The 13,761-nt window shown below is 53.2% G+C and carries 14 protein-coding genes and 1 pseudogene; 8 read left to right on the forward strand and 7 right to left on the reverse strand.

All coding sequences use genetic code 11. The features are described 5' to 3' along the window. Positions 1-32: 32 nt before the first annotated feature. From SynA1560_RS09625 to SynA1560_RS09650, 5 genes are all read right to left on the reverse strand, one after another. Positions 33-2,999 carry a primase-like DNA-binding domain-containing protein gene (locus SynA1560_RS09625; protein ID WP_186500357.1) on the reverse strand — a complete coding sequence of 989 codons (2,967 nt, stop codon included), beginning with the start codon at positions 2,997-2,999 and terminating at the stop codon, positions 33-35. 63 nt (positions 3,000-3,062) lie between these two features. After that, positions 3,063-3,557 carry a hypothetical protein gene (locus SynA1560_RS09630; protein ID WP_222930205.1) on the reverse strand — a complete coding sequence of 165 codons (495 nt, stop codon included), beginning with the start codon at positions 3,555-3,557 and terminating at the stop codon, positions 3,063-3,065. Between the two features lie 626 nt (positions 3,558-4,183). Continuing rightward, positions 4,184-4,354, reverse strand: coding sequence for a hypothetical protein (locus SynA1560_RS09640; protein WP_186500362.1), 171 nt, complete (start codon positions 4,352-4,354; stop codon positions 4,184-4,186). Next, on the reverse strand, positions 4,354-4,620 hold the full coding sequence (locus SynA1560_RS09645) for a hypothetical protein (RefSeq protein WP_186500365.1): 267 nt from the start codon (positions 4,618-4,620) through the stop codon (positions 4,354-4,356). The genes SynA1560_RS09640 and SynA1560_RS09645 overlap by 1 nt, the downstream gene beginning before the upstream one ends. After that, a complete protein-coding gene (locus SynA1560_RS09650) occupies positions 4,613-4,813 on the reverse strand; it encodes a hypothetical protein (RefSeq protein WP_186500366.1) in 201 nt (66 codons plus the stop codon). The genes SynA1560_RS09645 and SynA1560_RS09650 overlap by 8 nt, the downstream gene beginning before the upstream one ends. Before the next feature lie 550 nt (positions 4,814-5,363). Between SynA1560_RS09650 and SynA1560_RS09655 the strand changes: the two genes are divergently transcribed. The 7 genes and pseudogenes from SynA1560_RS09655 to SynA1560_RS13845 all read left to right on the forward strand — a co-directional run bounded on the left by SynA1560_RS09655 (position 5,364) and on the right by SynA1560_RS13845 (position 10,775). Further along, positions 5,364-5,894: a pentapeptide repeat-containing protein gene (locus SynA1560_RS09655; RefSeq protein WP_255477143.1), complete on the forward strand. Its 531-nt coding sequence runs from the start codon at positions 5,364-5,366 to the stop codon at positions 5,892-5,894. A 71-nt stretch (positions 5,895-5,965) separates the two neighbouring features. Continuing rightward, positions 5,966-6,307 carry a Nif11-like leader peptide family natural product precursor gene (locus SynA1560_RS09660; RefSeq protein ID WP_186500372.1) on the forward strand — a complete coding sequence of 114 codons (342 nt, stop codon included), beginning with the start codon at positions 5,966-5,968 and terminating at the stop codon, positions 6,305-6,307. A 110-nt stretch (positions 6,308-6,417) separates the two neighbouring features. Continuing rightward, the gene (locus SynA1560_RS09665) at positions 6,418-6,678 is read left to right on the forward strand and encodes a Nif11-like leader peptide family natural product precursor (protein ID WP_186500379.1); all 261 of its coding nucleotides are present in this window, start codon (positions 6,418-6,420) and stop codon (positions 6,676-6,678) included. 1,461 nt (positions 6,679-8,139) lie between these two features. Beyond that, positions 8,140-8,232, forward strand: a pseudogene (gene rpsM, locus SynA1560_RS13980) (30S ribosomal protein S13); the annotation flags it as partial. Positions 8,233-8,331: 99 nt separating this feature from the next. Next, on the forward strand, positions 8,332-8,550 hold the full coding sequence (locus SynA1560_RS13985; RefSeq protein WP_370523235.1) for a Nif11-like leader peptide family RiPP precursor: 219 nt from the start codon (positions 8,332-8,334) through the stop codon (positions 8,548-8,550). A gap of 555 nt (positions 8,551-9,105) precedes the next feature. Further along, on the forward strand, positions 9,106-10,089 hold the full coding sequence (locus SynA1560_RS09680) for a GNAT family N-acetyltransferase (RefSeq protein ID WP_186500381.1): 984 nt from the start codon (positions 9,106-9,108) through the stop codon (positions 10,087-10,089). A 554-nt stretch (positions 10,090-10,643) separates the two neighbouring features. Continuing rightward, positions 10,644-10,775, forward strand: coding sequence for a hypothetical protein (locus SynA1560_RS13845; RefSeq protein WP_255476916.1), 132 nt, complete (start codon positions 10,644-10,646; stop codon positions 10,773-10,775). 539 nt (positions 10,776-11,314) lie between these two features. On the opposite strand, the gene SynA1560_RS09685 is transcribed toward SynA1560_RS13845, so the two are convergent. Beyond that, a complete protein-coding gene (locus SynA1560_RS09685; protein ID WP_186469081.1) occupies positions 11,315-11,467 on the reverse strand; it encodes a hypothetical protein in 153 nt (50 codons plus the stop codon). A 340-nt stretch (positions 11,468-11,807) separates the two neighbouring features. Between SynA1560_RS09685 and SynA1560_RS09690 the strand changes: the two genes are divergently transcribed. After that, positions 11,808-11,954: a hypothetical protein gene (locus SynA1560_RS09690; RefSeq protein WP_186469082.1), complete on the forward strand. Its 147-nt coding sequence runs from the start codon at positions 11,808-11,810 to the stop codon at positions 11,952-11,954. A 446-nt stretch (positions 11,955-12,400) separates the two neighbouring features. Here the strand turns inward: SynA1560_RS09690 and SynA1560_RS09695 are convergent, their stop codons facing one another. Further along, positions 12,401-13,738: a pentapeptide repeat-containing protein gene (locus tag SynA1560_RS09695; RefSeq protein ID WP_186500383.1), complete on the reverse strand. Its 1,338-nt coding sequence runs from the start codon at positions 13,736-13,738 to the stop codon at positions 12,401-12,403. Between the last annotated feature and the right edge of the window lie 23 nt (positions 13,739-13,761).

Below are 13,761 nucleotides of genomic sequence, written 5' to 3' on the forward strand. Positions count from 1 at the left end.
CCCCGAGTTTCTGTCCATCTGCCGAAAGCCCCTCAGAGCTTGTCGGCTTCTATTGCACTACAACCGGCCAGGATTTGCTCCACCGTCGGAACAGCAGGACGGTGACGTTTCACCTCAGCCAGGCCCCCCTCGCGGTAGCGATCCCGATTTAATGACTCCCGCTCATCGCGATTGCTCACCGTGTTCAGGTCTGGTTCATAGCCCTGCACCAACAATCCTTCAGCAAGACCCATCCCAAAGAACACAGCCGGAGTCTTCTGCCCACCCGAAGTGCCAGGCACTGACATTCGTTCAGCCCGGAGGTGCGGCAGGGCTGCTTTAAGGCGATTGATGAATGTGCGCTGAGCGGTCGCCTTGTGCTTCTGGTCATGACAGAACAGCTTGAACGCGGTGAACAGCTTCGAGTCAGCGGGAATGTGATCAGTGGGCTTGGCCACCAGGCACTGATCAATGAAGTTGCGGATCGGGTCCATCTGAACCTCTGCCTGCAGGGCCGAAGACTCCAGCAGCCCTGCCTTGTCGCCCATGGTGAGCATCCGCTTCACCTCAGCCCTGTCTGCCTGCAGGGCCCAGCTGACAATGGCTCCTTTCTCGGCTTGGAGCTTGTCGTCGAGATCCAGATCAGGCTCACCGCTTGGCGGCAGTGTCTGCAGCACCAGCATGCGGCGGGTCATGCCCGTTCCGGCATCCTCCATCGAAGGTGGCTGGGTGGAGCAGATCACCACCCTGCCGTTGAAGGCCTCACCCTCATCCGCTTCTGACTCGTGCAGCGTTCTGCTGGTGAGCAGTCCGCCGTCGGTCATCGAATAAATCGTGCCAACCCCGAACTGTCGGCCCTGCAGGTCAGGGAAAGCCACAAGGCGCTTGCCCCGCACGAACTGGCGAATCTTGTCGGGGTGGTTGATGTCAGCAAACCCGCTGGTGATCACGGAGATGCAGCTGGGCGGAAACAGCGACTCAATCAACCGCTCCAGCGTTCCCTTCCCGCTGCCCGACGGGCCAAGGATCATCACCAGCTTGCTGGGCTTGAACGTCGGATCAACCAAATACCGGAGCACCCGCTGAATGATCGGCAGCCACTCCTCACCAAACGAACGACAGACAAACCGATAGAACTCGGCAGGGCACTCAGCGCCAGGCTGAAACGCACCATCGATGGACCACGTCAGCCGGTGATCAGCTGAGTGGGCCACCAGCTCGCCCTGATCCAGCAGATAGGTGCCATTGGAAAACGCAATGCCAGGCACCACGTCCATGGCGTCTTCATTGAGCACCGTGTTCAGCCACTTCACGCAGGCAGTGGCCTTCGCATCCGTCGAAAACTTCCGGTATTTCGTGCCGTTGGCGTTCTGGCTGTAGAGCATCGGCAGCAGCCCTGCGATCTGCCGCTTCAGGTTGAGGGCGGGCAGGTGCCTGAAATAGCCCTGCCCCGGTTCGTACTGCAGGAAGCGCCCCTGATACGAGGTGAGCGGCGAGCCGTCATGCTCGGCCCAATCCGCCAGGGCTTCCTGAATGATCAGCTCGGGGGTTCGTGTCGTTTGCACCCAGAAAAAACGGGGGTCGACTGTCTCCAACCAGTCTGACTGCGGTTTCTGGACGAACTTGAAGGCGTAGCACTCGCCCCACCCACACTCACTCCGAGCAAACGAACGGATCGCCCGTCGCAGGGCCAGCCGACTCATCAGCCCTGTGCCGATGTTGTTCGTCTCCCAGTGCGAGTCGACCGCATAATCCACGTCACCGCCATACAGATCCGAAGCGACAACGAACTGGCCGAACAGCTCCAAAGCGGATCCACTGAAAGGCTGGCCAAGCTCCTGCAGCTGCTTCTCGGCACACTGCAGCGCACAGCTCAAAGACCAGGCCGAAACAGCCCTGCCTACAACCCCACCTGGCTTCTGACCATCGTTGATCAGAGCCTGGACCTTCCGAGGCAGGGCCAGGATGAGAGGAAATGGTTTGTCGAGCGGTAGATCAGGGAACTGCTCTCCTTTGTCGGGCTGCTCGTCTGAATCCATGAACAACTCGCCGTCACAGTCGGAATGTGACGACTCAGGCAGCTCAGGACACAGGGCCATCAGCCCTGCCAGATCAAAGACTTCGCCGCTTTCCCTCACCAGGGTGCTGCGCTCTCCGGTTTTGGGATGGATGCCACCGGCCAGCCGTGCCGGTTGGTGGCAGCTGTGCATCGATCCATCGGTGGTCTTGTCACCAGGCAGCACCGCATCGATGGCCAGGCTCAACCGCTGCCGGGCTTCACGGCCCTGCTCGGGTGTCACCGGCTCCGCCAGCCGATACCAGCAATGCAGCGACTTGGAGCCGGTGTCCATCACCACGGTGGGCTCGGGCAGCCCTGCCTTCTCCCACAAGCCGAGCTGATCCGCTTTCGGGATGCTGTCGACCTCATAAACCAGCAGGCTGCACTCAAAGATCTCGGCAGGGCCAAGCCGATCCTTCACCCTGGTGCCACCAGGGGAGCTGATGAATCCCAGGTTCGGTGTGGCTGTGGTCTGCAGGTGCTGGCGGAGCCTGCCCCAGTCACGCTCACCAGCAGATCCGGGCCATTCGTACTTCTCGCCCTGCCGCTCGGGGCTGTAGCGGGACGTTTGCCCATAGGCGCACAAGATCACCGGATCACCGGCATTGATTCCAAGCAGGGCCAGATGACGCTCAGCCATCGCCTCATCGATCAGCTCGACTGGCTCCAGCGCCAACAACAGCGCGGCAGTTTTCGATGACTTGGGAATCTCTTTCAGCGCACGATCGAGCAACAGATCAGCATCCTTTCGATGACCATTGCTGAGTGCAGCTGAACCAAGATCGAGCAGGGCTTGAATTTCAGATTCCAGACCTAGCCCTGGCTCAGGCTTGGGTGCTGGTGTGCTGCCGGCACTGTCAAATAGCCACTGGGCTTCAGCTGCTTTGAGCTCAGCAAGGCGGGCACGCTGGGTGTCCTCAACTGCAGTGATGTCGTCTGACTGATCCTTAGCAGAGTGCATTACACTGGGGTCTGAAAGTTGGAATTGAGCCGGGACCGCACACCCCGGCTTTTTTATTGGCGATCAGATCTCGTTCTGGAGATCATTCAGCAACCTTGCGGCTTTGGTGCGTCGATCAAACACTTCCTCGGCTGCTTGAACCGCAAAGAGGTACTTAGTCCGCTGGAGAGCATGACCCCAGAAAGCAGCGGTAAGCGTTAGCAGCTCGCTCCAACTGAAGATCCAGCAATCGTGTTCATCAACTGGTGGAACTGCACCGAAAACCCTTTTTCTGGCAGCAGCCACAGCCTTATCAGGCAGGTCGAGAAGTGCCCAGGCTTGGCTCAGGGCTGACCATCGATCTCTGTCTTCATCGGTCTCGTTCTCGTCTTCACCTAATTGCATGTTCCTCTGATGAATTTCATCGAGTTCCCTGGCAATCAGGACACGCCACACATCAGCCCTGCGCTGATCTTCCAGATGGCCCAGATCCAAGTAAACACCTTGCTTTGGCCAAACCGGGTTCAACATCTCTGCTGAGAAGTCGAAGTAGATGATTGGTTCTTTAATTGTGTTCATCAGACTGCACTGAATCCGTCGATGTCGTAGTTCTTGAGTGCCTGCACAGCAAAAAACCGGAGCATCATGCTCGGTGTCGTATTGCACTGCATGGCTGCAATCTCAATCTTTCTCTTGAGAACAACCGGGATCCGAGCACTCATCGTGTCTCGTGTTGGAAAAGCTCCCACCAACTCTCGTCGGCGAAATTCATCTAGATCGTCACGCATGCACATAAGCCTTGAAAGTTGAAAAAGCCCTGGGGCTGTTTACATCGTAGACAACATAAAATTAACCCGCAAGTTATGAACTGACGGGCAAATTTAGGAGATTGTTGTTATTTTGCTAATCAGCAGAATTCACAACCAACTCAAGTTCATTGATGGCCTGAGCCAAGATGCCGAAGTGACACTCCGAACCGCCTGGAATGACTGAACTGCGATAAGCCCTGCTGGCTTCGATCAGCTCCTGAAGCACCCGGTTGAGATGAACCGCTGCCTCAGAATTACGCTGCACTTTTGTGCTACAAAACACGGCAAATTCAGCCGACAGGGAATCTGTCTCGGGGTGCATCGCAGGGCCATCCGAAGTCATCAACAGTCTGCCTGCGTCATCAATCAAAGGCTGATCATTTGAGAATCTCGTCATCAGCCCTGCTCCATTGATTCGGTTTGAACGCGGCGCTCCAGGCCGTTGATCTTCATGCGGATGTCCGTGGTGTCACAGCCCAACCGTGACCAGTAGGACTCGCGCAACTCTTCCCAAGCCAAGGCAGCACCCAGCAGCTCACTGGGCACGATTGTCGGTTTCTTCGGCATCAGCCCTGCCTCGCATCGATATCGGCCAGGGCCAGATCAGCATGAAACTCGAATGATCTGCCGCCAGGGCGGTAGCTCGCAGGTTTGATCACACCTGTCTCACGCCAGTTGGCAATTGTTCTCACACTGCAATTGGCACGTTGTGCAAGTTCAGTGGGACTGATCCATTTGCGCTGATGATTCGGCACCCGCTGAAGCAGGGTTTGAACATCAGCCTTGAGTTGCTGAACTTCTGCCAACAGCAGGGCCTGGGTTGCATCAGACATTGCTGCATCTCCAGTCGCTGGTGCAGTGCTCGAGCAAGTCAGCCACGAATGTGTCATCGCAGCCCGTGTCCTGCTTGAAGTCATTCATGATCTGCTCAATCAGATCGCAGGTGTCACTGATCGCTTCTTGAACGTGATCCGACATTGGGTCGAAACCGACAGCCATCGGCGGATCTTTGATTGGAGCACTCATCACAAAAAGCCCCAAAACGCAGGGCCTGAAAGGGATCTACTGGTTGTGATGTGATTAGGATTGCGCGCCCGAGCTACCGATGCTCCGCGCAGACCAGCAGCTTTCCCTGCCAGACAGAACGAATGTAGTGCGGCTTTCGCGAAGCGGAACCCCCAAAGCCGAAAACCCGCACCAGGGATGATCCACCTCGGCAACGATTCGGCAACTCATTTCGCTTTGCCATTCAAATGCCAGTCATAGCCTGAAAGAGCGCGGGTCTTGAAAACCAGCGTGTCTTCACGGGCACCGTGGGTTCGAATCCCACCCTCTCCGCTCTGAAAGCCCAGTCAGTGACTGGGTTTTTTAATGCCTGACTGCATTCTCAGCGACTGGTGCTGGGGGTGTCGCCCTGGCATGCGACCGATGCGCAAGTGGCTCTTTGGTGGCTCATCGATGACCGTTTGAGTCGTTGCAGCCGCTGCCAGCCAGACCCAAGCCCGTTAGGTGACAATCGGCTTCAGCAGTCATCCAACACTGCTATCAAATCGCTATTGATTGACTGTTGCCTGTTGTGGCAAATGCCAACTGGTACGACTACCTCGATTTGGATCGCTTTTGGGAGACGACGCCAATAGAGAAAGCAGAAGATTGTGATTGCGATAAGCCAGGGACCCTCACCGACACCCTGATCGGGTCTCTCGAAAGCTTCTTTGGCAAAGAGGCACAAGACGACGAGATCATCGGTGCCGAAAGCCTTCCGACCACTTATCAAGGATGGGGTGTGAGATGGCGCCCTGAATGGTTCCCAGATGGCGCAGAGAGAAATCTCGTCGATGCAAACCTGCGCTGGGCGGACCTGAGGGGAGCGGACCTGTGGCGTGCGGACCTGTGGCGTGCGGACCTTGTTCGTGCGGACCTGAGGGGTGCGGACCTGAATCGTGCGTTTCTGTGGGGTGCGAACCTGAGGGGTGCGGACCTGAGGGGTGCGCTCAATTTGGATCCTGCTGCAGATTTCGCGATTTGGTTCCAAACAACCTGCCCGGACGGCAGCCTGAGTATCCGCAATTGGCCTTGTTTTGGAGATCAGCTAATTCCTTTCTGAGCATCGACGCACAAGGGCTGAATGCTGCTGCAGACCGTTGCTATGACCAGCCTGTAGCTCCAGTCCCTCCAATGTCCAAAGAGCAACTCAAAGCCTTCCTGAAAAAGGTTCAAGGCGACACTAGCCTTCAGGAAAAGCTCAATGCACCAACCACTCCTGAAGCTGTTATTGAAATCGCCAAAGACGCAGGGTTTGCCATTACCGCAGTAGATATTCAGTCAATGCAATCGACAACGGAAGAAGTGTCAGATGACGAGCTTGAAGGTGCAACTGGCGGATTGGTGGAGGTCACTCTTGCTTCGCCTACTACGCCTACAACTTCGCCTACGGTTATAACTAGGGTTACTCACAACAGGTCCAGGCTTACGCCGAGGACGCCCAGCTCTCCCGCGCCTGCACCGATCATTAAATAAGCCAGCCTTCAATACCTGGCACCATCGCCCGCAATTAGCGGGCTTTTTTATTAAATAAAGACACCGCTGCCGACCGTTGCTATGACCAGGCTTAAGCTCCACGCCTTCCAATGTCCGAAGAGCAACTCAAAGCTTTCCTAGAGAAGGTCAAAGTTGACACCAGTCTTCAGGACAAGCTCAAGGCAGCAGCCTCCCCAGAAGCTGCGATTGAAATCGCCAAAGAAGTTGGATTTTCAATTACCGCAGAAGATATTCAATCAATGCAATCGGCAACGGTAGAAGTTTTAGACGAGGAGCTGGAAGGCGCATCTGGCGGTAGGAGGAGCCAGAGAAACACGTTGGATCGTTTGTTTGTGAGATGTGGTGAGTAAGATTGCACAGCTTCATGGGGATCATCGATCCTTTGTGAGATCCTACGCTCCCAAAGACCCTGCATTGACACGGTTTTTTATTGCTTCAATCGTCTGACATAACCCATCAATCAGCCTTCAATATCTAGCAGTAACACCCGTATTAAATTTCGACCTATACACAGGTAATGTGCATTACTTAAACGGAGGCTGGTTCAAGCGCAGCGTCAATGCTCGTGATTGAAGGTGTTCTGCTGTTCACTCAGCCACCAGGCTTACGTCTGTTTCTAGGGATGATGAACTCATCTGCCAAAGCCAGAGCATCACTCCCACGCTGCTCTGCGATGAGCTGCTCAACCCGGTCATCCCACCAGCGGATGGTCTCAGGTTTCAGTCCCTTACTGTTCTCGTTGCGTGGCTTCTCCTCACCGCAGGCCATTGCCGCGCTGCAACAGCGTCCAGTCAAGTGTTTTTTAACCGTAGACCGTGGCTGATGTCGCCTGACCATGACGCAAGCTCTCCGGCTGTCACCAACTCAGGTGGTAAGGCTGTTCGGCTGTTGTGAGCGCCACTGCTCCTGCCGCTTAGTAAAGCAGCTATGGAAACAACGGACGAGACTGTTTTGAAGCAAAACTGAGACTGCGAAACCTGACAAAGACTGACAAGCTCCTGAAAGGGCAGATCCGTTCTAGGGCTCTCTAATGCGGCTGCGGGCCTTCTTGATGTCGTGGCGCTGGCTGCGATTGCTGGTGGCACTAGAAGCAAAGCTGGCCGCTGCTGAAAAGAGGAAGCGCATGCCGATCACTGGGGTCGTTGCCCTGGCATGCGTCCCATGCGTAAGTGGCTTGTTTGGTAGCTCACCCCAGAGCATTTCAGCTGTTGGTGCTGTTACCGACCGTTGCTATGACCAGGCTGTAGCTCCACGCTCTCCAATGTCAGAAGAACAGGTCAAGAAGCAGGAAGCCATGGAAGAGACAACTAAGGCAGAGTAGGTGAAGGAAGAGTTGAATGAGGAGGAATTAAAGGGTGTTGATGGAGGCACCTATTATCCAAACTTTGACGGTAGCGACTGGCACTGTGAGGATCAATGACTGAGAGATGTCATCAACAAAAACCGTTCCTTTGTTGCATTTGCAACTTCGTTAATATGGTTTTAGCAACCCTCTGAACTCCACCATGGAAGACCCAAAAAACATCAAGGACGACATTTCCGATAAAGAACTGGAAAGTACCAGCGGTGGTCTCCGGCATAGGGATAGAGAAATCCCTGAAAGGATTCGGCAAAGGAACAGGGAGATGCAAGGAAGGTTTCGGGTAAGAATGAGAGAGATTCCAAGTGATGAATAAGAAAGGTTCGTTGCTATGGTTTCAGCAACCCTCTAAACACCAATCATGGAAGAGAAGAAAAGTATCAACGCAAACATTTCTGAAGAAGAATTAGAAAGTGTCACTGGTGGCAACGACTTGTCAGCAGAAGAGAGGCGAGTTGGACTCCCGGTGCGCGGGCAGCGAACCCGCACAAATGCGCAAACCCGTCGCGGACCTCGCGTGACGCAGGGCGGAATTATCAAGTGAAAACTTCAAAACCTTTAGTGTCAGTAACCCTCTGAACTTCACAAATGTCAGAAGAACGGTTGAAAGCCTCCTGGAAAAAGTTAAATCAAATACCGAATACTGGAAAAGCGCAAAGCAGCAACCACGCCTGGAGCTGCTCTTGAAATCGCCATTGAAGCTGGGTTTTTAATTACCGTAGAAGATCTTCGATCTATGAAATCGCAATTGAGAGAAGTGTCAGACGAGGAGCTGAAAGCTGATGCTGGCGGCGATCAACGGAGTCAGCGGAGCTGGGACTCCTGTTGGGGGAGGTGGGTATGTTGCACTGAGCTCGGCTGAAAGATGCGCCCTCAAAGCCCCCTGCATTGACTGTGGTTTCTTATTGCTTCAATACTCTGACTAATCCCAACAATCAGCCTCCAATATCTGGCACCATGACCTGCACTTAGCGGGCTTTTTTATTAGATACAGACATCGCAGCCGAACACTGCCATGACAAGGCTGCAGCTCCACGCCCTCCAATGAAGAAGAGCAGCTCAAAGCGTTCTGGGAAGCCATTCAATCAAATCCTGAGCTTCAAAAAAGCTGAGCGGCGTCACTGACCAGTCTTAATGATCAACGGGAGGCGTTGATACTACGCCTTGATGCCACACCATCGTTTTAGGGGCCAAAACATGGCTGTAACGAGCTTTATCAGCGATCTTGAAAACCAGCCTGTCTTCACGGGCACCGTGGACTTGAGTTCCAACCTCTCTGTTTAAAATCCTGGTCAATGAACAGGTGATTAATTACTTTATAGAAATGATGGCTCTTGTCTCGACCAAAGGTTGCAAAGGATGGTGCCTATTGACCCATTCCTTGCCCCATGAACCTAGCTGAATACGGAGACTGGGCATGAAGCCAATCATTCCAGCGATTCAATTGCAGCAACTCCATGCCGACACACTGCCAGCATGGTTGCATCTCACATCACCATTGCTGCGCTCTTACGCGAATGCCGCACTGGGTATTAATGGGCCAGATAGCAACAACTTCATTGCGCTGGCTTTGGAAGGTGAATCACGTGAGCAGATTGGTCTGCTGCTCGCTGAGGTGATGGATTGGCCAACCAAGAACGAGGCTGCAGCCCAACGACTCTGCATACACAGCCTGTGTGTTGCAAAGCCTTATCGACGCCAAGGATTGGGGCGGCTGTTATTGACCCAATCCCAACAGTGGGCCATCGCACATCACCTGTCAGGCCTGCACATGCCTGTGCCCCTTCAGTCTCAATCGAGTGAAGCTCTATTGACATTGACGGCAACAAAGGGTGGCTGGACATCAACACCCGGAAACGTAGTTGTCAGGCTGTCCGTGAGTGCCGCTGTTGAGACGTTGCTAAGACGACTTGAGTTAGTGGTAGAGCGTCAATCTCGCAATGCGTCCTGGCAAATAGCACCGTTCCCAAAATCACCAACCACCACGTTTCAGGAACGCATCACCAAAGCAGAGCAAGCAGACATTGCAACTCCCCTAAATTTGGATCAGGAGAGCCTGCCGTGGCAGCCTGCAGTGGACTACAGCCGGATCGTTCTCTCCGAAGGCCAGATCATTGGCTGGCTGATTACCCATTACGTGAGTGCTGATTGTCTTCGCTATGCCAAGTTTTGGGTGGATCCTGGCTGGGAACACACGGGAGCACCCCTGGCCATGCTGGCCTCTGTCATGCGATCAGCTCATTTCAGCGAAAGCACGAACGTCATCCCCAAAGGATGCTTCATTTCCCACCCATCCAACCAGCCATTGCATCACTGGGTCGAGAAACAATTCAAGCCTGTCAGCGACAGCTGGTGTCAGATCGAGAATCGAGATTTATTGTTTCAACAGCCTCAAGAATGAGTCTTAGAAGCCAACTTCACCGGCCAAGAGCCATCACTCGGTGGTCATCGATGCAGAGACACTCGCCTTAATGCAATGCCAGGATGACCCACGAACCTGAATCATCCTGGCCTATCCATCAACAGCATCAGCTAATGCATCAGCGGTAGCATCAGCCAGTAGCAGAAACTACTAACAACAAACGCAATCGCCAGTGAAGCGACGGTGTAAGTCATTGGCTTGCCTCCTTCTTCGGTGTAAGCCGATAGGCGACCAATGACGAGGAACCCACCAGAAGCGAAAGAATGGCAACGGTCAAAATTTCCATCGACCAAGAAGCGAGGAAAGTTCTTGATAATCGATCAACTCGATCAAAAAATGCAGCAATCACAACCAAGAGCGTGGGTCGAGAATATCTACCTAGAACTCTTTAGCATTCATCAATACCATTCGAAGACGCATTTTCTGCCGCAGGCCAATGCCACAGCAGAAAACCGACTGGTGTGGGTTTACCAACATCAGTGGACATCATTGACATGACTGGGGCATCAAGAAGTCAGAGCAGGCTTGATCGGATGGCACGAAAACTCGAGCTCCCTCTCTCTAAAAGCACCAGTTCGAGCACAGCCGCATGGGCTGCCCTGACCTTTGCTTGCATTACAGCGCTCGCAACCTGGGGACTGGCCAACGCTTACCCCACCATGTGACCTACGAACCTCAGCGTTCATCTTCAGGCCTGAGGCCAGAAGCAAGCAGTCCAGCCCGTCAATGATTGGCGAGTGTGCACGATGGTTGGCGAATCAGCTCGTGGATCCTTGTGCGCGTACAGTCCATCGGCTGAAGAATCGTGCTGAGCAACACCCCATCGCGTTCAGCTTCGAGAACCAAGAGGCTTCCGCAGAAGACCAGCTGAAACGTCCAGGACTCAAAACCAGCAAGTTGAAATTTCATTTTCTCTGTCCGTTCATAGCGAGCTGATTACTCAACAAACGCCGGAACTGCATTGAACATGCAAAACAGCGGAGAAAAGCAATCAAATTGATGCTTTCAGCTTGCTGGAACAGAGAAGATGTTTCTCTAAAACAAAAGATTCTGATTGGGATCAGGTGTTTATATCAGCACTTATATCCAATGGAGATCAATGGTCAAACCACTGAGCTTGTCGATCTAACTGAGCTGAGGTAAGAAATCAATACCTCGACAGGAGAGGAGGCTTGAACGCTCTCCCCTCCTCTGACCCGACGACTCAGTACTTGACCATGCGATAGGTCTTGGTCAAGTGTTGGCGAGCAGCCTCAATATTCTCTTGATACGTCTTGCGCTCAAAAGACAGCACTTGAGCCTTGGTGAGCGATTGCGCTGATTGATAGCGAACACCGCGATACGTGCAGGTTGTCATCGGTTGAGGAGCGTGCGAAGGGAGAGTCAACGGCATCACCATGACAGCGAGTCTTTAACTCGCAAGCGCTTGTGTATCAGCCAGTGCTTGAATTTGGAATCTTTTTGGCACTTTCGTATCTCGAGGATACGTTTTTGCTTCAGGATCTTGAAGAAACGTGGTGACACAAAGAGTCGCCGTCAGTGGCCTGCAACAACCAAGCCAAGCGCACGACAAAACACACATGGCGTCATTCGCCAAGCCGCCAGCGGAGTCCAATGCCCAGAACACGTCCGAGATGACAACAGAGCTGGAACAGCATCAATCACCCATTAGGGTCAAAGTCTTTGACGAAGGAACCATGACCGTCAATCGACTGGTTGTGCTGATCGGCAGCATTCTTGGCCTGATTGGGATCGTCGCTTGGATCGGTGAGCTCGATCTTGGGCTTGAAGAATCTGTGCCCGCAACCGTCGAGCAGCCCAGTGATTCCCAGCGCAGCGACTAAGGCGAGTCCAGGGCAGCCAGATCCGATCAACCAGCACTGGGCATACCCGCCGTGATTTGTTGTCTGTGCGGCAGGCAACCCATTGGTGAGTTGCATTGGGGTTGGTTCAACATCCATGTGGATTCAGCAGCTCATCAGCGCACCACGAAGGAAGCTGAAGCCAGCGATCCGGAAACAACAAGATCAGATTGAATCCAATGAAGGATGATCGAAATAGTGCAATTCTCCTATGGATGCCATAACAAAAACTCCCATCAGCAAGGGTTGCCGATGGGAGCCCATCGGTCTCCACCGCGAGCCAGATCACCAGAAACTACTCATGGGCAACATGCTGACATGCATCACATGCGCACATCTGAAGCAACAATCAAAAAAATTATGGGCCTCTGCAAGGTGATCAAGCACTGAATAAAATCAACACAAGACCACCAACAGTGCCCACAAGCTCAAATCGGGACTGGATCAAATACGAAGGTCGGCTGACCAGGACAAAGACCGTTGATGGGGTCCTCAACTGAGCCGTCAGGCATGACTGTATTGCAGAAGATCGTTGACGCATCCGTCAAGGCACCACGAAGATCGGCGTCAGTTAAATCAAGGTTGGTCAGGTTCGCCCCACGTAAATCTGCGCCACGAAAATCACCATTGATGGCATTGGCGTCTGTGAGATTCGCACCTCTCAAATCCGCATTCCTGAAATCCGTGGCGAGTAAGTTGGTGAAGCGAAGATCGGCATTCAAAAAACTGGCATCCATGAGATCGGCGTTGGCCAGACTTGAGAAATTCCAGTTGGTGTCGTCAAAAACAGCGCCCTGAGCCGAAGAACCTGAGATCGACCCATTGACAAAGTCAGCACCAATGGCAATTAGGTCATCCAGCTGTGATGCGACAAACGATGTTCCACCCAGATCAGCACCCGTGAGATCAGCATCACGGAAGTCGCTGCCATCAAGGGAAAGATCACTCAAGTTGAACCCAGAGAGATTGCGTCCTCGAGCATTGGTACCAGAGACCAACGCCAACCCCCTGCGAAGTTTGGTTCCATAGGCGAACCGGCCTGGTGTTTGCTCTTGCAGTGCTGCGGTGTAAATCACACTATCAGGATCCACTTCAAGAACCGAGTCTTTCGCGCCAAACAACACCTGTTCCTGGGAGTTCTTGGAAGAGCTCAGAACGATGCCATTGGGCATAATTGTTTCATCAAAAATCGCGCCTTTGAACGTTTCTCGGTCAAACTTGGCACCGTAAAATGTGCATCCGCTGAGCACAACACCCTCAAAGTTGGTCCCGCGCAGGTCGGAGAACTGAAATCCAGTGTCTTGAATGATTGATTCAGTGAAATTGGCGTTACTCAGATTACCGAAATCAAAGGTGCTTCCAACGATTTGGGCTCCACGGAGATCGGCGTCTTGAAGATCAACATTGGAGTTATCCATCAACACCATCTGAGCTTCCCGCAGATCAGCTCCAGCGAGATCCGCTTGCGCGAATGACGTAATCGACAACAACGCATTTCGAAAGGAGACATCACTGAAGTCTCCAAACGAAATCGAACCCGCCTGCAGATTCACATCATCAAGATTGCTCCCGGAGAAATCACTGAATGCAAGGAACGCTCCTTGAAAATAAGACCCCTTCAGATCAAGATTTTGTGCCTGTACGCCAGGACCAGCGGGTATGCCATCAACAACTTCTCCAGCCTGAACCTGCCTTCCAGAATAAATTTCAATCAGCTTGTAATAAGGATTGTTTGGCTTAACGCTTAATTCTTTGTGGCTGGACATTGGAGAGTTTCACAGTCGTCTTG

Origin of the sequence: Synechococcus sp. A15-60, assembly GCF_014280095.1 — a bacterium.
GTDB lineage: Bacteria > Cyanobacteriota > Cyanobacteriia > PCC-6307 > Cyanobiaceae > Synechococcus_C.